Annotated in this window: 18 protein-coding genes; 11 read left to right on the top strand and 7 right to left on the bottom strand. The window is 31.1% G+C overall.

Annotation, left to right across the window (positions count from 1 at the left end):
• Positions 1–57 precede the first annotated feature (57 nt).
• The 6 genes from cbiD (at position 58) to mrdA (ending at position 6,340) form a co-directional block, all read left to right on the top strand.
• Positions 58–1,170, top strand: a complete 1,113-nt coding sequence (cbiD, locus tag HA152_RS00180) for a cobalt-precorrin-5B (C(1))-methyltransferase CbiD (protein ID WP_209132367.1) — start codon at positions 58–60, stop codon at positions 1,168–1,170.
• 54 nt (positions 1,171–1,224) lie between these two features.
• Positions 1,225–2,811: a glutamine-hydrolyzing GMP synthase gene (gene guaA / locus HA152_RS00185; RefSeq protein ID WP_209132368.1), complete on the top strand. Its 1,587-nt coding sequence runs from the start codon at positions 1,225–1,227 to the stop codon at positions 2,809–2,811.
• Between the two features lie 72 nt (positions 2,812–2,883).
• Positions 2,884–3,597: a PD-(D/E)XK nuclease family protein gene (locus HA152_RS00190; protein WP_209132369.1), complete on the top strand. Its 714-nt coding sequence runs from the start codon at positions 2,884–2,886 to the stop codon at positions 3,595–3,597.
• Positions 3,598–3,673: 76 nt separating this feature from the next.
• Entirely contained in the window at positions 3,674–4,282 is a 609-nt protein-coding gene (locus tag HA152_RS00195; RefSeq protein WP_209132370.1) for a hypothetical protein, read from the top strand.
• A gap of 112 nt (positions 4,283–4,394) precedes the next feature.
• On the top strand, positions 4,395–4,538 hold the full coding sequence (locus HA152_RS00200) for a hypothetical protein (protein WP_209132371.1): 144 nt from the start codon (positions 4,395–4,397) through the stop codon (positions 4,536–4,538).
• Positions 4,539–4,549: 11 nt separating this feature from the next.
• A complete protein-coding gene (gene mrdA, locus HA152_RS00205) occupies positions 4,550–6,340 on the top strand; it encodes a penicillin-binding protein 2 (protein ID WP_209132372.1) in 1,791 nt (596 codons plus the stop codon).
• 7 nt (positions 6,341–6,347) lie between these two features.
• Here the strand turns inward: mrdA and HA152_RS00210 are convergent, their stop codons facing one another.
• Genes HA152_RS00210 through HA152_RS00220 form a run of 3 tightly spaced genes read right to left on the bottom strand, consistent with a single transcriptional unit; the run spans position 6,348 to position 10,484 of the window.
• Positions 6,348–6,872 carry an NAD(P)H-dependent oxidoreductase gene (locus HA152_RS00210; protein WP_075448329.1) on the bottom strand — a complete coding sequence of 175 codons (525 nt, stop codon included), beginning with the start codon at positions 6,870–6,872 and terminating at the stop codon, positions 6,348–6,350.
• Between the two features lie 17 nt (positions 6,873–6,889).
• Complete coding sequence (locus tag HA152_RS00215; RefSeq protein ID WP_209132373.1) at positions 6,890–8,692, bottom strand: diflavin flavoprotein; 1,803 nt, start codon at positions 8,690–8,692, stop codon at positions 6,890–6,892.
• 16 nt (positions 8,693–8,708) lie between these two features.
• Positions 8,709–10,484 (bottom strand): diflavin flavoprotein, encoded by a 1,776-nt coding sequence (locus HA152_RS00220; protein WP_209132374.1) that lies wholly within the window; start codon positions 10,482–10,484, stop codon positions 8,709–8,711.
• A gap of 120 nt (positions 10,485–10,604) precedes the next feature.
• Here HA152_RS00220 and alaS point away from each other — a divergent pair, with 120 nt between their 5' ends.
• Complete coding sequence (gene alaS / locus HA152_RS00225) at positions 10,605–13,265, top strand: alanine--tRNA ligase (protein WP_209132375.1); 2,661 nt, start codon at positions 10,605–10,607, stop codon at positions 13,263–13,265.
• Here the strand turns inward: alaS and speA are convergent.
• The gene (gene speA / locus HA152_RS00230; protein ID WP_209132376.1) at positions 13,250–15,196 is read right to left on the bottom strand and encodes a biosynthetic arginine decarboxylase; all 1,947 of its coding nucleotides are present in this window, start codon (positions 15,194–15,196) and stop codon (positions 13,250–13,252) included. The genes alaS and speA overlap by 16 nt on opposite strands.
• Positions 15,197–15,318: 122 nt before the next feature.
• Here speA and ndk point away from each other — a divergent pair, with 122 nt between their 5' ends.
• Positions 15,319–15,777: a nucleoside-diphosphate kinase gene (gene ndk, locus HA152_RS00235; protein ID WP_209132377.1), complete on the top strand. Its 459-nt coding sequence runs from the start codon at positions 15,319–15,321 to the stop codon at positions 15,775–15,777.
• Between the two features lie 3 nt (positions 15,778–15,780).
• Here the strand turns inward: ndk and thiO are convergent, their stop codons facing one another.
• Positions 15,781–16,890 carry a glycine oxidase ThiO gene (gene thiO, locus HA152_RS00240; RefSeq protein WP_209132378.1) on the bottom strand — a complete coding sequence of 370 codons (1,110 nt, stop codon included), beginning with the start codon at positions 16,888–16,890 and terminating at the stop codon, positions 15,781–15,783.
• Positions 16,891–16,969: 79 nt separating this feature from the next.
• On the opposite strand from thiO, the gene gatB reads away from it, so the two are divergent.
• Positions 16,970–18,442: an Asp-tRNA(Asn)/Glu-tRNA(Gln) amidotransferase subunit GatB gene (gene gatB / locus HA152_RS00245; RefSeq protein WP_209132379.1), complete on the top strand. Its 1,473-nt coding sequence runs from the start codon at positions 16,970–16,972 to the stop codon at positions 18,440–18,442.
• A gap of 3 nt (positions 18,443–18,445) precedes the next feature.
• On the opposite strand, the gene coaE is transcribed toward gatB, so the two are convergent.
• Positions 18,446–19,063 (bottom strand): dephospho-CoA kinase, encoded by a 618-nt coding sequence (gene coaE / locus HA152_RS00250; protein WP_209132380.1) that lies wholly within the window; start codon positions 19,061–19,063, stop codon positions 18,446–18,448.
• A 76-nt stretch (positions 19,064–19,139) separates the two neighbouring features.
• On the opposite strand from coaE, the gene argJ reads away from it, so the two are divergent.
• Positions 19,140–20,378 carry a bifunctional glutamate N-acetyltransferase/amino-acid acetyltransferase ArgJ gene (gene argJ, locus HA152_RS00255; protein WP_209132381.1) on the top strand — a complete coding sequence of 413 codons (1,239 nt, stop codon included), beginning with the start codon at positions 19,140–19,142 and terminating at the stop codon, positions 20,376–20,378.
• A gap of 168 nt (positions 20,379–20,546) precedes the next feature.
• Here argJ and HA152_RS00260 read toward each other — a convergent pair whose 3' ends face one another.
• On the bottom strand, positions 20,547–21,218 hold the full coding sequence (locus HA152_RS00260) for an AAA family ATPase (RefSeq protein WP_025880073.1): 672 nt from the start codon (positions 21,216–21,218) through the stop codon (positions 20,547–20,549).
• A gap of 150 nt (positions 21,219–21,368) precedes the next feature.
• Here HA152_RS00260 and HA152_RS00265 point away from each other — a divergent pair, with 150 nt between their 5' ends.
• Positions 21,369–22,331 (top strand): aldo/keto reductase, encoded by a 963-nt coding sequence (locus tag HA152_RS00265; protein ID WP_209132382.1) that lies wholly within the window; start codon positions 21,369–21,371, stop codon positions 22,329–22,331.
• Positions 22,332–22,339: the final 8 nt, after the last annotated feature.

Raw genomic sequence — 22,339 nt, forward strand, 5'->3', positions numbered from 1 at the left:
TTATTAAATAGGTCATTCTTAGATTAGTTCTCATTATATATTTTTCAATTACTTGATTTGAAAAAAGGATTTTCTTTACCTTTGTGGGTTGCTGGAGCTGCTAGGTCAGCATTAAATAAACTAGTAGGATTACCATTTAAGAATTATGAACTAATAAAAATTCCTAATGAAAAAAAAGAAATAAAAATTGAGATTCATTCTGTTGGTTTACTTAAAAATGGCTCGCATGCATTAGGAATTACCTTTGCAAAGTCTGGCTTAGATCTTGATATTACACAAAACTTAGAGATATGGACAATAGCCTCTTTAGAAAAAATTTCTTTTAATAATCCTGTTCAAGAAATTCCAATAAATATTATTGCAGGATCTGGTGTAGGCATAAAAGAAGATACATCAGAGATATGCATTTCTAATTTTGCCAAAGAAGTTTTATATGAAAATTTATTAGATAGTGTTCCTGCCGGCTTTAATTTGAAATTAGAAATTATTTTCCCAAATGGCGAGTTTTTAGCAGAAAGAACTAGTAATAAGTCATTTGGTATTGTTAATGGATTATCTATTATTGGTACTTCTGCTGAGACTTATTCTAGTGCTTCACCTGATCAATTAGAAGAGGCTAAAAATAATCTAGCAAAGTTAATTCAAAATGATTTTAAAGGGGAAGTTATATTTGTTATTGGTGAAAATGGGTTAAATTTGGCCAAAAATTATAATGTTAATTTGCCAATTATCAAAATTGGAAATTGGATAGGACCCTTATTAGTTGATGCAGCAATAAAAAAAGTTAAAACTGTAATTCTTTTTGGTTATCACGGGAAATTAATTAAATTAGCAGGCGGTATTTTTCATACACATAATCATTTGGCTGATGCAAGAATTGAGATTCTTGTTTATTTAGCTGTTCAAGAAAAGTTACCGCCTGAAATAATAGTTGAATTATCTCATTTAGATAATCTTGAGAATGCATTACAACTTCTTGAGAGATTTAATAAATCTTTAGCTGATAAATTATTCATGAATTTATCAAATACAATCGAAAAGCGTACTTTTACTTATGTAAATAGGTATTTAAAAACTGATATGGAAATCGCATCAATCATTTTTGATAGAAAAAGGAAAATTAGGTGGGCTGGAACTAACGGCAATAATTATATTTCTTATTTTCAATGAGATTAATTTCTGATTCATTATGCTTTTGTAAATAAATTGAGTTAACTTTTATACATGAGTCAAATAATTTTAAAAAAAGAACGAGATCCTTCAATATTAATTTTGGATTTCGGATCTCAATATTCTGAATTGATTGCAAGAAGAATTAGAGAAACTAATGTTTTTTCTCTTGTAGTAAGTAATTACATTTCAATTGAGGAAATTAAAAATATTAATCCTAAAGGGATTATTTTGAGTGGTGGTCCAAATTCTGTATATGAACAAAATGCGCCTAAGTGTGATGAAAAAATTTTTAATTTAGGAATTCCTATTCTTGGCATATGCTATGGAATGCAATTAATGGTTAAAGAATTAGGAGGATCTGTTATTTCAGCAACCAAAAGAGCTGAATATGGTAGAGCACCAATAAACATAGACCAAGAATCTGACCTCCTTTCTGATGTAGAAGATAAATCTACTATGTGGATGAGTCATGGCGATTCTATTAATTGTTTGCCTGATGGATTTAATAAAATTGCTCATACCGAGAACACACTTCATGCAGCAATTTCAAATGATGTAAAGAAATTATTTGGCGTACAATTTCATCCTGAAGTTATTCATTCAGAGTTTGGGATGACGGTAATTAGAAATTTTGTTTATAAAATTTCTTGTTGTGCGGCTGATTGGACAACCGAAACCTATATAGAGGAAACTATCCCTAGGATAAGAGAGCAAGTTGGTAATAAAAAAGTTTTGCTTGCCTTATCTGGAGGAGTTGATTCCTCAACTCTTGCTTTTCTTCTCAATAAAGCTATTGGAAATCAGCTTACATGCATGTTTATAGACCAAGGGTTCATGAGAAAAGGAGAACCAGAATTTTTAATGAATTTTTTTGATAAGAAATTTCATATAAAAGTAGAATATATTAATGCAAGGGAAAGGTTTATTGCCAAATTAAAAGGTATTACTGATCCAGAACAAAAAAGAAAAATTATAGGTGAAGAATTTATTAGGGTATTCGAGGAAGAAAGTAATAGATTGGGACCTTTTCAGTATCTAGCCCAAGGTACTCTGTATCCTGATGTTATTGAAAGTGCTGGGACTAATATTGATCCTAAGACTGGTGAAAGAATAGCTGTAAAAATAAAGAGTCATCATAATGTGGGTGGATTGCCAAAAGATTTACAATTTAAATTAGTTGAGCCACTAAGAAAACTTTTTAAGGATGAAGTCCGAAAAGTCGGAGCTGCTTTAGGTTTGCCGGATGAAATTATAAAAAGGCATCCATTCCCAGGACCAGGATTAGCTATAAGAATTTTGGGAGAGGTGAATAATGAAAAACTTGATTGTTTAAGAGATGCAGACTGGATAGTAAGAGATGAAATTAAAAAAGCAGATCTTTACAATGATATTTGGCAAGCTTTTGCAGTATTGCTACCTGTAAAAACTGTAGGAGTTATGGGTGATAAAAGGACTTATGCATGGCCAATAGTTTTACGTTGTGTATCTAGTGAAGATGGTATGACAGCCGATTGGTCAAAAATTCCTTTTCAGATTTTGGAGAGGATTGCAAATAGAATCGTAAACGAAGTAAGTTCAGTTAATAGAGTTGTTTATGATATTACAAGCAAACCTCCTGGAACTATAGAGTGGGAGTAAGTCTTCAAATTTTTAAAAATTTTAAAGTTTTTTTATTTAAGCAAGAAATCTTTAAATGAGATTTAAAATGTAATGCCCGATATTGTTAAGTTAAGTCGATCTACAGTTGAGAAATATCTTAGTTGTCCAAGATGTTGTGTTCTGGACAAAAAATATCAAATAAAACCGCCATCATTACCATTTACCTTAAATATAGCTGTAGATAATTTATGTAAAAATGAATTTGATTACTATAGAAAAATACAGGAGCCACATCCTTTATTTATTAAATATGGAATAGATGCTGTGCCTTTTAAACACAAAGATTTAGAACGTTGGAGAAGTAATTTTCAAGGAATAAGATATAAGTCAATTGAACATAACTATGATTTTGGTGGAGCTGTAGATGATATTTGGCAGAAAAAAAATGGTCATCTTATTATCGTTGATGTAAAAGCAACATCTAGAAATAATTTTGATTGGGTTGCGACTTTTAATAAATACGAATATGCAAAAGCTTATAAAAGACAGTTAGAAATGTATCAGTGGTTGTTTAAAAAAAACGGTTTTCAAGTGGCTAAAGAAGCTTATCTTTTATATTTCAATGGCAAGAAAAATGAAGAGTTTTTTAATAATCAATTAAATTTTGACGTACATCTAATTAAATTAGATTGCTCTACTTCATGGGTAGAAAATAAGATAATTGATACGGTCAATTTATTACGTTCAGATAATTTCCCAAAACCTTCCTTAAATTGTGAATACTGTAATTATTTAAAGAAGCGTTGGCAGCTGTCGATAACTTAATTTTAATAGGATAATTTTATATCTGGAAAAATAGTGAATAAAAGATAATCTTTAATTAGATTATTAATTTAGACTTTTGATAAAATTGAAAAATTCTGAAAGGAAGATAACTAATCATCTGCAACAAGATGTAGTCAAAGTATCTGGCAAAACAATTTTTATTAATCCTTTTTTATATTGGCGGAGATTCGACGAAAATACTAATAGATGGCTTAGAGAACCTGGTCAAATGTCAGAGGATCAAATCTCACCAAACAGGAACCGTTTTTATCCAGAAATAGAGTGGGCTGATTTAAGTCATGAGCAAAAGCTCATAAAAGATGCAACTGTTGAGATGTTTTTAAAAACTCTTGAATTGATAAGTACATTTCATCCTTATCTTAGTTCCGGACAATTATTAGAAGTGGAGAGAAAAATGGCGATTATAAAAAAGATTCCTTTCGAAAAGTGGGTAACAAAATCTTTCGCCAAAAAAGCGAGATTGCTAGAAAATGAAAAAAGAAAATTTCAAAGACAAAGATTTTATAGTAGCTGGAGTGAATGGTTCAGTCTAGTAAATACTCAACAAGCCATTTTGCCGCTAATCGTCACAATATTTATTTCTTCATTTATTGGATGGTCTATAGGGATATCAAAGAATAGTTGTAATCCTTATTTTGAACAAAATATAGAACAATTAAACTAATTAATTTCTTTTTGATCTTTTTTAAGTATCTAAGTTAATTAAATTTTGAAAAATTAAATTTATTATTTAGAATTCTATTAATTGAAATCATTGCTTTAAAAGTATAAGTTTTATGAGTGAAAATTTAAATTCAAATAATATTGAATATGATGAGTCTAATCCTATCAATGCAGACAGTGATTATAAAGGTTTAATCACTAGACTTAATGAGATAAAATCAACTATTGCTTTATTAGAAAAAACAGTATTTAAATAAATTTTATATTTTTGATAAAAATAACTCCCAATAAAAAACTTATTTCATTAAAGAGACAACCTTTAGTCTTACTTATTTTTTCTTCCATATCATTTTTATTGATTCTGTGTAGGTTAATTTTTTTACAACTTTTAAATTATGAATCTTTTAAGAAGATGTCAGATGAGAATAGGATCAGACTTATTGCTGCACAGCCAATACGTGGAAGAATACTAGACAAAAATGGTTATGTATTAGCAGATAGTAGAGTTAAATATTCTTTAATAATAAAGCCTCAATCTGTTAATAAAAGCTATTGGGAAAAACATAAATCAAGCATTTCTAACTTGTTAAATATTGATAGTAATGTCATTCAAAAAAAATACTTTAATGGCCTAAAAAATCAAAAACTTTCAGTAATTATTCTTGATGATTTAAATGTAGATCAATTAATAAAATTTAATGAGAATGAAGGTAATTTAAGTAGTTTTGAAATAGCTACCAAATTAATTAGAAATTATCCTTATAAATCCCTTGCTGCCCATGTAATTGGTTATACTCAGCCAATTACTGAATTAGAATATAAATTCTTATCTAAGAATGGTTATAAATTAAATGACTTAATCGGTAGAACTGGAATCGAATATGTTTACGAAGATTTTATAAGAGGTGAATGGGGTGGAGAAATGGTTGAAGTAAATTCATTAGGAAAATTTCAAAGATCATTGGGTATAAGAGCTCCAGTAAAAGGTAATGATATTGAACTAACAATTGACCTTAATCTGCAATTAGTTGCTGAGGAAGTTCTTAAAGATAAAAAAGCTGGAGCCATAATAGTTATGGATCCAAGAGATGGGGCAATAAGAGCAATGTCAAGTAAACCTACATTTGATTTAAATTTTTTTTCAAAGGATTTCAAACCTGAGAAAGAATATAATAAACTTTTTAATTCTCCTGAAAAACCCTTATTTAATAGAGCATTAAATGCCTATGATCCAGGAAGCGTTTGGAAAATTGTAACGGCTTTAGCTGGCTTAGAAAGCGGAAAATTCCCTAGAGAAACTATGTTAGATACGAAACCATGTATAACTTATGGGAGCCAATGTTTTAGAGAGCATAATGATTTAGGCTTTGGGGTCATAGGTTATGAAGATGCTTTAAGAGTTTCAAGTAATACATTTTTTTATCAAGTAGGTTATGGAGTAGGAGTTGATGAAATTCATAAGGTCTCACAAAAGCTTGGTTTTAATTCTTTATCTGGAATTGAAATTTCTGAACAAGAAAATATAGGATTAGTAGCTAGTAGTGAATGGGCTAAAGAAGGCAGAGGATGGGGGCAACCCGGAAGAACCCCTTGGGTCCCAGAAGATATTGCGAGTATGTCTATTGGACAATTTGTTGTACAAGTTACCCCTATTCAAATAGCTAGAGCATATGCTGCAATTGCAAATGGAGGTTATCTAGTTACTCCATATTTAGTTAAAAAAGATGAAGAAAATCTTTCAGATAAAAAACTTATTAAAATCGATGTTGATTCAAATAATATTCAGTTGATAAAAAGTGGTCTCAGGAAAGTAGTAGAGTCTGGTACAGGAGTATCAATTAATTATGGAGTTTCAAATTTACCTCCAGTTTCAGGGAAAACTGGAACTGCCGAAGACGGTGAAGGTGGATTAGATCACGCTTGGTTCGTTTGCTTTACTCCCTCTGAAAAAAGCGAATTACTTGTAGTTGCTTTTGCACAAAATACTCCTGGTGGAGGATCTGTTCATGCACTACCTATGGCTAGAGAAATTTTGAAAGTTTGGAATGAAAAAAAATGAAATTTTATTAGGTTTTTAACTTTTTCATTTGTAAAAGTCTTTGAATAATATCTTCAATAGTTTTTGTATCTATAGGTTTACTATATGAGGACAAAAGTTGCCTCCCTAATACTTGACTTCCTAAATGAACTAATTGAATGCGTAAAGAGGTCAGCAGTTCTAAACCTATGCCACCAGAAAATGTTGCAATTGCAATCGGTTGACCATTAAATAAATTCCTAAAGTCATCTCCCGAAATAGAAAGCCATGCTATGAAGTTGGAGAGAATGGGAGGTATAGATCCATTATATTCAGGCGCACAAATAACCCACCTTTCAATCTTGAAAAGCTTTTTTTTTAATTCTTTTATTTCATTTGGAATATTTTCTTTGCTGTGAATTCTTGGATTAAATAATGGAATATCAAGAGTGGTAAGATCTAAAATTTCAGAACTTATTTTAAGTTCATTACTTTTTTCAAGAAATTTTTCAGAAAGTTCTAGATTTTTACCACAACTAGCCGTAATGATTATTAGATCTTTTGTTTCAGTCATAAATTAGATAAATAAATTTAATAGTTAGCACCTGTTTTGCGGTGATGAACTGCCGTTAGACTATCGGATTTTAGTATATTACCGTGTAGTACTTCGGCGTAAATTACCCAATGATCTCCACATTCCATTCTCTCTTTTACAGAAGCATCTAACCATGCGAGCGATTCAGGAATGATTATCTGTTCATTAGGAGTTAATTCAATATTTATTCCTTCAAATCTATCTTCTCCAGGTGCAAAAGGCTTTGTGAATCTTTTCAAAGGTTCTTTAAAATCTTTTTCACTAAGAATATTTAATGCAAATGAATCTCCTATTTGCAGAAGAGACTCTACCGATCTATCTTTTGCTACTGCAATACTTAACCCGGGCGGAGAAAAACTTGCTTGACTAACCCAAGATGCAAGCATAGCTCCTTTAATATTATTTTCATCTTTCCCTTTAGACGCTGTCAGGACACAAAGTGAACCAATTACTCTTCCGAGAGCTTGTAGTTTTGGATCCGTTTTGCTTGTAATCATTCCAGTATCTGATTTTCTGGGTTTTTTCTTTGCTTTTTTTATAATTTCTCTTCCGAAGTGAGTTCCTATTTCTTCTAACTCTTTAATCTTTGGTTTATTTGGACTGAATTTAATCCTTATAGGGTCAAAACTAAACTTAAAACCACCGTCTTTTAATTTTGTTTCAAGTAAATCTATAGCTTCGCCGCTCCAGCCAAAACTGCCAAAAATTCCCACTGGTTTATCTCTATTACCCTCTGCCAACAATGTTCCAAGTGCACTAACTATTGGAGTTGGAGCGTGACCACCCAATGTGGGCGAGCCTATTAAATATCCATCAGCATTTTGAATAGATTTTATAAGTACATCATTAGGTGTAAATTCACAATTAATACTTTCAACTTCTACAGAGGTTCTATTTATGCCTTTAGCTAATGCATCACCTATTGAGGCTGTATTTCCATATGCACTTGCATATATCAGAGCGATCTTAGGATTATTTGTTGAGAGATTCTCTCCCCATCTAATATAGTCATTTAAAAAGCTTTTTAAGCTGTATTCAATAGCGGGACCATGTAATGGTGCAATAGTCTTAATATCATAATTTGCAATTTTTTCAGTTATTGATATTACTTGATTAGACATTGGTGCCATCAAGCAATCGTAAAAATGTTTCCTATCAATTTCTGTACTAACTCGATTTGTTTCAGACCAACAATTAGATGCGATGTGTGCAGAGAAAATTTTTTCACTAAGAAGTATTTCTTGATTACGTTCATAAATTATCAGGCCACCAGGCCAACGCGCTGTTGGAATAGGAATTAACTCTAGTGAAATGTTATCTAATTCTAAACTAAGTTCTTTTTTGATTATTTTTATTTCAGGTAATTGAATTTCAATAAAGTTTTCTAAGGTAGGATTTTTTTGATTCCAAAGTTCGCTAATAAGTTTGTAACCTGGATTAGAACAAGTAATGGTTGTGTTTTGAAATTGGATACTTATATTTTTTATAGTTTCAATAATTTGTGGATTAATATGACCAGAAATGAAGTTGATTTTATCTAATTTAAATTTATCGCAAAACCTAGAAATTACTTTATTAAATGTATCTAGATATTGTTTTTCAGGTGGATGAATAATAAAAAGTTCCTCATTACTTCTAATGAAAAAAGTATTAAAAGAGGTTCCTTTTTCAAGGTTAAATTCAAGTTCAAATCTCTCTTTATTTTGGTCTAAGAATCTTACACAAGAAAAATTTTCGGTAATTTTAAATTCTGATAAGTTTTGCTTTTCTGGAAGTAAGTCTATATTAATATCTGACATTTTAAAGACTTATTTTCTAATAATGATTAGCAACTTTTCTGTGATGAACTGCTGTCTTGCATGATAAGTCAGAAACATTACCATTTTCAACAACTCCGTAAATTATCCAGTGGTCTGGAGTCTCCAGTCTGGAACTGACTTTACAATCTAAAAAGGCAAGTGAATCTGAGAGAACTGGTCCTCCTTCAGCGATGTTGCTAATTACATCTACATCAGCAAATCTATCAGCTCCGGGGGCAAATCTTTTTAAAAAATGTCTAAACATTTTTTGATAATTATCTTCTCTTAAGATATTCACAACAAAACCTTTCCCAACTTGCATATATGATTCAATAGCCCTATCTTTTGCTACTGCAACTGTAATACCTGGTGGAGAAAAGCTTGCTTGACTAACCCAACTTGCGACCATTGCACTTTGTCTAAACGTCGAACCTTCCCCTTGGCTCGCTGTAACTACATATAATCCTCCACTTAATCTACCTAATGCTTTATCTAAATTTGAATCAAGGCTCTTCATGGAGGCAATATTCTTCTTTTTATTGATCAATTGACCCAAGTCAGTTCCAGCTTCTTCGAATTGTTGATAAATAATGGGATCTGGAATATTTTTAACTCTTAAAGGGGAGAAAGCTTCTTTTTGACCAAGTTCTCTTAATTTATTTGCTAAGGAATCTATAGGTTCATCATTTCCACCAAATGCATCATAGACAGCAGTAAATTGTTTTGGTTTTAGTGCTGCAAATAAAGTACCGAGAGATTCTTTTAATTCATTATCTGAGTTTACTGGCCATGTAGGAAGGACTACTGCTTTTGATTCGGAAATTAAACTTGTTAATTCTTGTGGGTCAGAAGATCTTAAATCAATTAATTGAACCTGTGCATCTGCTTTACTTATTCCATGAGATATCGCTTGACTTAGTCGATCACAATAACCATAGTCGCTTATATAGCAGACTGACACAAACTCATTACCTTTGCTTTTATTGCTACTCCATTCTAGATATTTTCCTTTCCAAAAATTGACTTGGTTATGGAGCAAAGGCCCATGACCAACAGCTATTGTTTTTAATTCAGGAAGCTTATCTATTCTTTTAATTGCTTGGAGAACGCTTCTAGCGTTTGGACCCATAAGGCAATCGTAATAAAAACGAAAATCATCGTATATTTCTTTTTGATCAGTGTCAAAAAATTCGTTAGAACAATAATGGAGTCCAAATGCATCGCATGTATAGAGAACATGTGTGCCGTGATCATATGAAAAAATTGTATCTGGCCAATGTAAATTTGGTGCACTTATAAATTCAAGATTATGTTCTAAACCGCTATTAGGATTAGTTCCGAGATTTAAAAACTCACCACTCTTAACCTCTAGACGCTTAAAGGGAATATGTATTTGGTCTTCAATAAATTTAAGGGCTAATTTTGATCCAACTACTGTGATATTTTGGTTTAGTTCTAAAAGATTACCGATTAAACCAGAGTGATCAGGTTCTGTATGGCTTGTAATTAAATAATCAACTTCTTGCGGATTTACCTTTTTCAGTAATTCTTCAAACCATAATTCTTCGAACTTTGCGTGACTAGTATCAATAATTGCTAGTTTCTCGCCATTAATAATAAAACTATTGTAAGTAGTTCCATTTCTTAAACCAAATTCAATATCAAATCTACTACGATCCCAATCCAAAGATCTTATGGCACAAGAATCATTAGTAAAGTTTTGAGATTGAACCGTTAACTTGTTATTAGTTTGTGCCAATTTAGAATTACTTGTATGGGCAGAGGCTATCATAGAATAATTAGCTTTATAAATTAACTTTAGTTATATAGAATATAAATTCGCGTGATTATTTTTGCGAAATAACCGAAATTACGCTTTTCTTTAATTTTTATTCTTCAATATTCTGGATAAATGAAATCTCAAATAATAAAAAAAATAGTTACTGGAGAAGAGATAAGAAATGCTTTTTTAAAGTTTTACAGTGAAAAATTACATAAAATCATTCCTAGTGCATCTTTGATTCCAGATGATCCTACGGTTATGCTCACAATCGCTGGAATGCTACCTTTTAAACCAGTTTTTTTAGGTTTAAAAGAAAGACCATCAAAAAGGGCTACATCTAGCCAAAAGTGCATCAGAACAAATGATATAGAAAACGTTGGAGTTACAGCTAGACATCATACTTTTTTTGAAATGCTCGGAAATTTTTCTTTTGGTGATTATTTTAAACGAGAGGCTATTCAATGGGCTTGGGAATTAGTTACTAATATTTATCAACTTTCTGTTGAAAATATAATTGTGAGTGTTTTTCACGAAGATGAAGAGTCTGCAAAAATTTGGAGAGATGAAATTGGTATTCATCCAGATAGGATAGTGAAACTAGGCGAGGAAGATAATTTTTGGTCATCTGGCAAAACAGGTCCATGTGGACCTTGTTCAGAACTTTATTATGATTTTCATCCTGAAAAGGGTCTGCAGAATATTGATTTAGAAGATGGAGATCGTTTTATTGAATTTTATAATCTTGTTTTTATGCAATATAATCGTGATCCTAATGGAAAATTGACAGATTTAAAATTTAAAAATATTGATACAGGCATGGGTCTTGAAAGGATGGCTCAAATACTACAAAAAAAGCAAAATAATTATGAGACAGATTTAATTTTTCCTATCATTCAAAAAATTTGTGAGATTGCAAATATTGATTATTTTTCTTCAGATGATAAAAACAAAATTTCTTTAAAAATCATTGGTGATCATACAAGAGCTGTTATTCATTTAATTTCTGATGGAGTAGCAGCAAGTAATCTCGGCAGGGGGTATATATTAAGAAGGCTTATTAGAAGAATGGTCAGACATGGGAGATTATTAGGTATAACAAATGAATTTTTGCCTCATATTGCTACTGTCGGGATCAATTTAATGCAAAATAATTATCCTGATTTAAAAAATAATAATGATTTAATTTTGAATGAGATAAAAATTGAAGAAATAAGATTTAGGGAAACTCTTGAAAGAGGTGAGAAATTGCTAGATGAGATAATTTCTTCAGGCCAGAAATTAATTTCTGGTTTTAAAGCTTTTGAACTCTATGATACTTATGGATTTCCTTTAGAACTTACTGTAGAAATTGCAGAAGAAAATAGTATCAGTGTAGATGTAAAGGGTTTTGAAGAAGAAATGAATGCACAAAAAGAGAGAGCTAAAGCTGCTTCAAATAATATTGATTTGACATTAGAGGGATCATTAGAGCGAGAAATAGATCTTTTTAACAAAACTGTTTTTAATGGTTATGATTCACTTCTTTCCGAAGCTGAAATAAAGGGTATATTCTTGGATTCAACATTAGTTAAGCAAGCAAGTGAAGGTCAGAAAGTTTTAATTGTTCTTGATAAAACCACTTTTTATGGAGAATCTGGCGGGCAAGTTGGTGATATTGGAACGATATTTTCAAAAGATGTTGAGGTCTTGGTAAATAATGTTATGCGAAAGAAAAATGTTTTTTTACATTATGGAACTATCAAAAAAGGAATATTAACTATTGGACAAATAGTTAATACTAATGTTAGCTGCTCTAATAGAGCTAAGGCTGCTGCAAATCATACAGCTACTCATTTATTACAATCTGCACTTAAATCAGTTGTTGATGAAAGTGTTGGACAAAAAGGTTCATTAGTAGCCTTTAATAAATTACGATTTGACTTTAATTCCTCTAATCCTATTTCTAAAGATCAAATTTCTAAGATTGAGACTTTAGTTAACTCATGGATTATGGAAAATCATGCCCTAGAAATAAAAAATATGTCTAAGAGTGAGGCTCTTGAAAAGGGTGCAGTCGCCATGTTTGGAGAAAAATATGATGATGAGGTGCGCGTTGTTAATGTACCAGGAGTTTCAATGGAACTTTGCGGTGGCACACATGTTAAAAATACATCTGAATTAGGTTCTTTCAAAATAATTAGTGAAGAAGGAATCTCAGCCGGAGTAAGAAGAATCGAAGCATTATCAGGCCAATCAGCATTTGACTATTTCAGTGATAGAAATGCTTTAGTAAACAAACTAAGTGATTTGTTAAAAGCAAATCCTAATCAACTTTTTGAAAGGGTTAATAATTTGCAAGCAGAGCTTATTAATAAGAATAAAGAGATACAAAAAATGAAAGATGAAATTGCATATTTTAAATACTCTTCTATAAAATCATCCGCAGAAATAGTAAATTCTTTTTCAATTTTAGTAAATCAGATTGATGGCTTAGATGGAAATTCTTTGCAATCTGCAGCACTTAATTTAACTTCTCATTTGGGAAATAAAGCAATAGTGATTCTTGGAGGAATACCAAATCCAAAAAATAGAAAGTTGTTATTTGTAGTTTCTTTAGGTGATGATGCAGTAAAAATAGGATTGCATGCAGGTAAATTAATTAATGAGATTGCAAGAATTTGTTCGGGAGGTGGTGGAGGAAAGCCTAACTTTGCTCAAGCAGGTGCTAAAGATATTGATAAGTTAAGTGATGCTTTAGATTATGCTAAAAATTATTTGCAAAAAACATTAGCTAGTCATTCTGATAAATAACTACTTTTTCTGAGACTAATTTCGATTTGATCCATTAATTTCCTTGCTTCTTCAATAGTTAATTTTTTTTGATCAATTGCTGATTCAGTATTAATTCTTATAGATTCAACCAAAGAAGCTGAACTGTAATCTAATAATTGTAAAATTTCAGATTTACTGTCCTCTTTAATAATATTTTTGACCTTATATGAATTATCTTGATTTATGTCTATATGAACAACGTTGGTACTGCCAAATAAATTGTGCAAGTTTCCTAATGCTTCTTGATAGGCTCCAGTCATAAAAATTCCAATTAGGTAATCTTTATCTTCTTCTGGCTTATGCAAATTTAGTAGTGATTTAGTTTTTCCATTATCAATAAAATTATTTAGTTTCCCATCTGAATCACAAGTTAAATCTGCAAAGTTGCCTTTGCAGAACGGCTCCTCTAAGTGCCTATGTATTGGTACTATTGGAAAAATCTGATTTATTGCCCAGCTATCAGGAATAGATTTAAAGATAGATAAATTTGCATAATAAGTTGATGCAAGAGTTTCTGTAATTTCAGATAAATCAGGGTGATTGATTTCATCATTATTCAGGTTATTAGAAATTTCTTTTGCGCAAGCCCAAGTAAGTTCTTCTGCATAAGCTCTTTCTGCCAAACTTAAAAACCCTAATCTAAAAGCGACTAAGCAATCTTCTTTAAACTTTTTTGCATCATTCCATAGTTCAATTATTTGAGATAAATTTATTTTTTTATTTTTAAGTTTTTTTAATTCATAAAAAGTATCAAGTAAATTTGAAATTATTAATTGTTGATTTTTTTTATCAAAAATTTGTAGTTTGGAACTGACATGACTTGTTCCTAAGACATTAAAAATTAAAACTGAACAATGACTAATTATTGCTCTTCCACTTTCTGAGATTATGGTTGGATGCTTGATATTATTTAATTCACATGAATCCTTAATAGTTGCAATTACATCGTTAGCATAATTTTGGAGAGAATAATTAGTAGAAGTGTTGGAGGAGGTTTTAGTTCCATCAAAATCTATTCCTAATCCACCCCCAACGTCGATATATTGCATTGGGGCTCCTAGTTTGCATAGTTCAACATATATTTGACTCGCTTCTTGTAATGCGTCTTTGATCACAGCAATATCACTTATTTGACTGCCTATATGAAAATGGAGCAATTTCATTTCGTTTATAAGATTTGCTTCTTTTAGTTCTTTTATTGTCAACATAATTTCTGGGATTGATAATCCAAATTTGGAATTATCTCCAATAGATTTACCCCACCTACCACTACTTTTACTTGATAACTTTGCTCTAATTCCTATCAATGGAGTCGAGTTAAGTTCTTGAACTGCTTGAATAATTCTTTTTACCTCATCTCGTTGTTCAATAACTATTATTGGATTTTTGCCGAGTTTTCTGGCCAAAGTAGCAATCTCAATATATTTTTTATCTTTATATCCGTTGCATATTAATAATGAATTTTGGTTTTCAAGAAGTGCAAGGCCAATTAATAGTTCTGATTTACTTCCTACTTCTAAACCAAAATTCCATTGGCTACCAAACTCTATTATCTTTTCTAGGACATTTTTCTGTTGATTACATTTGACAGGAAAAACGCCTTGATAAATGTTCTTATATTTATAGGTTTTTATTGCTTTTAAAAAAGAGTCATGTAATGCATTTATTCGATCTTTCAAGATATCATTAAATCTTATGATTAATGGAGGATTTATTTCTCTACTCTTAAGTTCTTTGACAAGCTTAAAAAGATCGATCTTATTTTCAGATTTTATATCTTTAGTTACTGATATATTCCCTTTGGAATTTATAGAAAAATATTTATCTCCCCATTTGTCTATGTTATAAGTCGCAATACTATCTTTAATAGTCCAAATATTTTTTAATTTTTTCTGCTCAAAATTGGTCAATTTATGTCTTAGTAATTAATAAATGTTTTTGAAAATAACTCAAAACAATATCTTTTATTTTAATGATTACTTGCCAAGTTACCACCCAAAAGTTGAATATACATAGAGTGATTATTAACTAAATGACCCAAGAGAGAACCTTTATTGCAATTAAACCGGATGGAGTTCAAAGAGGATATGTTTCTGAGATTATTGGCAGATTTGAAAAAAAAGGATTTAAATTGGTTGGATTAAAGCAATTAATTCCTTCAAAAGAACTTGCTCAAAATCATTATGGAGTACATAGAGAAAGACCCTTTTTTGGTGATTTAGTAGACTTTATTTCAAGTGGTCCTGTTGTAGCAATGGTGTGGGAAGGCGAAGGAGTTATTTTGAGTGCTAGAAAACTAATAGGTGCAACAAAACCTCTGGAAGCAGAGCCTGGAACAATTAGAGGTGATTTAGCTATTGATATTGGGAGGAATATTATTCATGGTTCTGATGGAGAAGATACAGCAAAATTTGAAATTGATCTATGGTTTAACGAAGAGGAACTATGTGAGTGGGAAACTTCTGATTCGAAATGGCGATCTGAAAATTAAAATTTAAATCGCAAATCTATCTAAACTAAATTTTTCTAAAAAGCTTTTTTCTATTTCGTTGAGATTTTTATTTTGAACTATTTTCAAAAGAAGATCACTTGTTATTGCAGAAAATAAAACTCCATTTCTGTAATGTCCTGTAGCTATAAAAAGATTTTCAATTTTTGATTTTCCAATTATTGGTTTCAGATCTGGTGTGCAAGGTCTAAATCCCCACCAATGTTCCATTTGTGGCCAATTAATAGCTTCTGGTAATAAGGAGCGAATGCCTTCTTGCAGTTGCTTTATTCCATTAGGAGTATTACCCTGATTAAATTTTGAATCTTTTTCAACTGTCGCTCCAACTATGATAAGTCCATCATCACGGGGAACTAGATAAATTTTTGGGCCAAAAATAACTCTTTTCAAAAAATTTGTTGGACCTTGTATTGAAAGCATTTGTCCCTTTACAGGAAAGACTGGAATCTTATTAAAAATTTTTTTACTCCAAGCACCGCTGCAAATAATTGCTTTTTCGCAGTTAATTTTTTTTATTTCCCCAGTGGCACATAAAACTCTTACGCCTGTAATTTTGTTTTTCTCGAATGTCAAATCCTCTACTTCTGATCCTTCTTGAAACTCGACTCCATTCAAGGAGCATGCTCTCTCAAGAGCACGCATCAGTTTTCTTCGATTATCTATTTGACCATCTTGTTCAAAAAGTAAACCATGTTTCCAAATAGAATTCATTCCATTGATTTCTGTTTGAAGATCTTTGTGATTTAAATATTTTCCATATTCATAAGTGGGAAACTCTTCAAGATCTTCTTTGTTTTTAAAAGGAACTACTATGCCACATTTTTTTAAACCGCATTTAATATTACTATCTTGTTCAATACTTTGTATCCACTTTGGAATTAGATTTTGACTTTCTTGGCCAAATTTTAGTAATTCATCTTCGAGCCCTTCGGCATGAGTAGCTAACATTCCTGCAGCAACAAATCCAGCTGATTCATTTCTGTTTTTGCTTAAAACTAAAACTTTGAAGTTATTTCTAGAAAATTCATAAGCAATAGATAATCCTAAAAGTCCACCTCCAATGATTAATATTGAATTTTTGGTTTCTTGTGCCATTTAAAAATTAATATTTTTATTTGTGTTTTTGTCCTCTTTTCCTTTATATCCAATAATATTAATAAAGAGACTTTTAATAATGAACAATTTGGAATCTTGGGAAGCTGTGATTGGTTTGGAAACTCATGTACAGCTTAATACGAAAAGTAAAATATTCACATCTGCGTCAACAGCTTTTGGTGATGCACCTAATACCCATATAGATCCTGTAGTTTGTGGTTTACCAGGAACTCTTCCAGTTCTGAATGAGACTGTTCTTGAGTATGCTGTAAAAACTTCGTTAGCATTAAATTTAAACGTTGCAGAACATTGTAAATTTGATAGAAAACAATATTTTTATCCTGATCTTCCTAAAAATTATCAAATTTCACAATTTGATGAGCCACTAGCTGAAAATGGTTGGTTAGAGGTTGAAATAATTGAAAAGGACAAAGAACCTTATATCAAAAAAATTGGTATAGAAAGGCTACATATGGAAGAAGACGCCGGAAAACTAGTCCATTCAGGAAGTGATAGATTAGCTGGCTCTAAGTATTCTTTAGTTGATTACAATCGTGCCGGAATAGCACTTTGTGAGATTGTAAGTAAACCAGATATTAGATCAGGTAAAGAGGCATCTGAATATGCTTCAGAGATTAGAAGAACAGTTAGATATCTAGGGGTATCAGACGGAAATATGCAAGAGGGTTCATTACGCTGCGATGTCAATATTTCAGTTAGAAAAGGACCTAATTCTCCTTTTGGTACCAAAGTGGAAATAAAAAATATGAATTCATTTTCTGCAATTCAAAAGGCTTGTGATTATGAAATAGCCAGACAAATAGAAGTTTATGAAAATGGAGGAAAAATTTTCCAAGAAACAAGGTTATGGGATGAAGCTAAGCAATTAACGAAAAGTATGAGATTAAAAGAAGGTAGCAGTGATTATAGATATTTTCCTGATCCTGACTTAGGTCCAATTGAAATAACAAAAGCCCAACAAGAAATATGGTTTAAAGAACTACCAGAATTACCTTCAAAGAAAAGATATAAATACGTAAGTCAATTTGGGTTGTCTGCATATGATGCAAGGGTAATTTCTGATGAAATAAGCATGGCAAACTTTTTTGAACAAACAGTAGCAAATGGTGCTGAGGCTAAACTAGCTTCAAATTGGGTAACAAGTGATATTGTGGGCTATTTAAAATCAAACAAACTAAGTTTTAGTGAATTAAAGCTTAGTCCTGAAAATCTTGCTGAAATGATCAACATGATTTCAAAAAATATAATTAGTGGAAAAATTGCAAAAGAAATTTTACCTGAACTTATTCAAAAAAATATTTCCCCGAAAAAATTAGTTGAAGAAAAAGGATTGGCAATGATATCTGATTCTTCAAGTATTTCACCAATAATTGATGAACTTATAAATGAACATCCAAATGAAGTTCAAGCATTTAAAAATGGCAAAACTAAGTTACTTGGTTTTTTTGTTGGTCAACTTATGAAAAGAACAAAAGGTAAAGCTGACCCTAAACTTGCAAATAAACTTCTTATGGAAAAATTAAATAGCTAAAGCTTAAAGAAGCTCTTTTATCGTATTGATCCATTTATTTTGATCATTTGAATTCTCTAAAATAATATCTGAGAATTTTCTTTTTTCTTCAAAACTTAATTGAAAATTTATCAATTCAGATGCTTCTTTTTCGCTAATTTTATCTCTTGTGATAAGTCTGTTTTTTTGTATTTCTTCAGGACATTTAACTAACCATATTTCAGTGCAAATATCTTCAAATTTTGCTTCAAATAATAATGGAATAACCAATACTATAGTTTGATTATTTCTATATTGACTGCATTCTTCTATCATTCTTTCTTTAATTAAGGGGTGAAGTAGTTTTTCAATCCATTTCTTGCTTGCTGAATGTTTAAAAATAATGTTCCTTAAAAGTTTTCTGTTTATTTCCCTTTCTGAATTGCTTTTATTATCAATAATTTTATTTCCAAAATAATCTAAAATTTTCTTATATCCATATGTGTTTGGTTTGATTAATTCTCTTGAAAAATGATCTGCATCTAATATTGGTATGTTTTTATGTTTTCTTATGTAATTAGTTATGGTTGTCTTCCCACTTGCAATACCTCCTGTTAAACCAATCCTTCTTTGGTTGTTTTTTAATTTTTGAAGAATATCCATATAATTAATAATAATCTAATTACTTAGTTTCTTTAGTATTAAAGAGTAGTTAGTATGAATTAAAATACCAAAAAGTTTGAGCCAGTTAGATTCCAGTTGGTCGTTTGTTGATGACAGTAAGCTAACACCCAAGGGGTTTCTTTTTGCTGGGATATCTGCTGGTTTAAAAGCTTCTAATAAAAAAGATTTAGCACTAATACTCGCTCCAAAAGGAAGTATTTTTAGTGGGATGTTTACCCAATCAATAGTTCGAGCTTCTTGTGTGGATATTTGTGAGGAAAGGATTAAAACAACTTCAGGTTTTGTAAGAGCAATACTAATTAATTCTGGTCAAGCAAATGCATGTACAGGAAATCTTGGCATTCAACATTTTCAAATTGCTACAGGAAAGATTGCGGAACTTTTAGGAATAAAAGAAGAAGAAGTTTTAATGTGCTCAACTGGTGTCATTGGTGTTCCAATACAAATAAATGATTTAGTAAAAAATTTACCGAATTTAGTTAGTGATTTAAACGGTAATAATTTTAAAAATGCAGCAGAAGCAATTTTAACTACTGATTTGACTTTGAAAAAAGTGTCAATAGAGACGATTATTCAAGGTAGAAAAATAAAAATAGCAGGATTTGCAAAAGGTTCAGGAATGATTTACCCCAACATGGCTACAATGCTTGCTTTTCTAACCTGTGATGCGGGTATTCAAAAAGAAGAATGGGACAAAATGATTGCTATTGCGGTTCAAAAATCTTTTAATGCAATATCAGTTGATGGAGAGACAAGCACAAATGATTCTTTTGTTGGAATAAATGCAGGCGAGAAAATTGAAAAAAGGTTTTTTCCAATGATTCAACAAGGGATTGATATTGTATGTCAGAACTTGGCAAAAAATATTGCAAGGGATGGAGAGGGAGCAAATTGTTTATTAGAAGTTTTGGTTCAAGGAGCAAAAAATACAGATGATGCAATTATGCTCGCGAAATCTATTTGTAATTCTGCCTTGGTAAAAACTGCGATACATGGTTGTGATCCAAATTGGGGACGAATCATTTCTGCTGCAGGTAATTCTGGAGTTAAATTTAATTTAAATGACGTTGACTTATATATAGGAAACGCCCACATTTTGGAAAAAGGCCAGTTAAATAAATATGATCCACAAAAAGTTACAGACTATATTAAGTCCAGAATGAAAGGTAGATATTTGGTAGATGATATTGTAAAAATTATGATTAATCTAAATTCTGGCGAATCGAAAGGCACAGCTTGGGGGTGCGATCTTTCTAAAAAATATGTTGAAATAAATAGCGAATATACTACTTAAGTTTTAGTAAATCTAATGGTAGATATTCATTAATATTGAGAAACAGTATTGTTAAAGTTCCAATTACAGAGCCTATAAAAGCTCCAAAAAAATTAACTAATAATCCAGATTGTCTAATTATTGCTTCTTCTTTTTTTTCTTCTTCAAAATTAGGAGAATCAACTACTTTTAAGCGCTTATTGGTTGTTGGTTGTTTAAGTTGTTGGTGTCGGATGAGGGCTTCGAAATCAGGCATGGAATTTGTGAGGCAATTGAACAATAAGCAGACCAGCCCGTCATTCGACGAGGATCTGATCTGCCTAAATCGTCTACAGCTTCAAATACAGCATTGCCAGAGGCTTCTGCTTTATCAAATGCTGAGAGTAAGGGTATAAATGTATCAAAAACATATAAACCAAAATTTTCTAGAGCTGCTTTGGCTTGTTGCGCTGCTTTTTGCTGTCTAAAATCAACTTTTACTATAACTACAGCATGGTTAACTTTTAAGTTGCTTAATAAATTAGCTAGTTCAACAGTTAATTCTACTGATCTTGCTTTTGCAGTTGTAGGTAAGATAACTAAATCTGAACCATACGCTAAGTGTTTAAGTTCTTCTTGATCACTGCTAGCTTGGCCATCAGTTATTACAATTTCTGATGATCTTGATGCTTTAGCAGCTGAATTGACGGGGAAAACTGGAAATGGAAGATTGCCTCTTGATGCGTATGCTAAAGCAGATCTATTCTTGTCGGCATCGACTATGCAAACTTTTTTACCTTCAGAATGCCAAACACTTGCAAGGTGAATACTTGTACAGGTCTTGGCTACTCCCCCTTTTTGTCCGCAAACGGTAATGAACAATTTTTTATTTTTATTTCTCTTACTTTGGAGAATAATTTCTTAATGTCAAGAGAAATTGATTTTTAATGCTTTAAAACTTATTTTTTGAAATATTTTAAAGAAGTTAATATTTTTAGATAACCTTATAAAGTTCCTTATTTAAATTGGCTAGTGAAGAAAAGAATTGGATTAGGTACGTGGTCTTGGGGGAATAAGCTTTTCTGGAATTACCAATCTACAAATGACGATGATTTACGAGAGACATATGATGAAGCGTTACGAAGAGGTTTCGATCTAATTGATACTGCAGATTCTTACGGTACTGGGAATCTTCAGGGCAGAAGTGAATTGTTGATAGGAAAATTTTTACTAAATACTCCTTCAGCAAAGAAAAAAAGAATTCAAGTAGCAACCAAACTTGCACCTTATCCTTGGAGAATAGGTAACAGAGGCTTCAATAAACCTTTTTTGAAAAGTTTAGAGAGACTTAATAACAAATTAGATATAGTGCAATTACATTGGTCAACTGCAAAATACAATCCTTGGCAGGAATTAGGGCTGTTGAATAATCTTTGCGATTTAAAAGATGAAGGCTTTGATTTTCAAATAGGTTTATCAAATATAGGCCCTAAAAGATTGATGAAATTAATTAATTTCTTAGCAAAAAGAAATCAGCACCTAAAGAGTGTTCAAATACAGTTTTCTTTGCTTGCTCCCGATTTAGGAAAACAATACCAGGTAAAAAAAATTTGCGACGAAAATAATATTGATTTCTTTGCTTATAGCCCTTTGTCCTTTGGAATACTTTGTATTGATCCAGATAAAGAAGAAAATAAAGAAAAAAGTTTTATTCGTAATTCCTTATTTGAAAACTATAAAAAACCAACATATGAATTGCGGAGATGTCTAAAAAGAATTGCGCATCAAAGATCAGTTTCCCAAGCGCAAGTAGCAATTAATTGGTGTTGTTATCAAGGAACTATTCCACTAGTTGGAATGCGAAAAAAATCTCAAGTTATTGATGTATCTAATGTATTTAATTGGAATTTAAAAAAAAATGAATTTAAAGTACTTCAGGAAGTTTCAAAAAAATGTTTAAAAAAAATGCCGAAAAATCCTTTTTCGAGTAATTAGTTAAATTT

Source organism: Prochlorococcus marinus XMU1412, from assembly GCF_017696315.1.
GTDB lineage: Bacteria > Cyanobacteriota > Cyanobacteriia > PCC-6307 > Cyanobiaceae > Prochlorococcus_A > Prochlorococcus_A marinus_AF.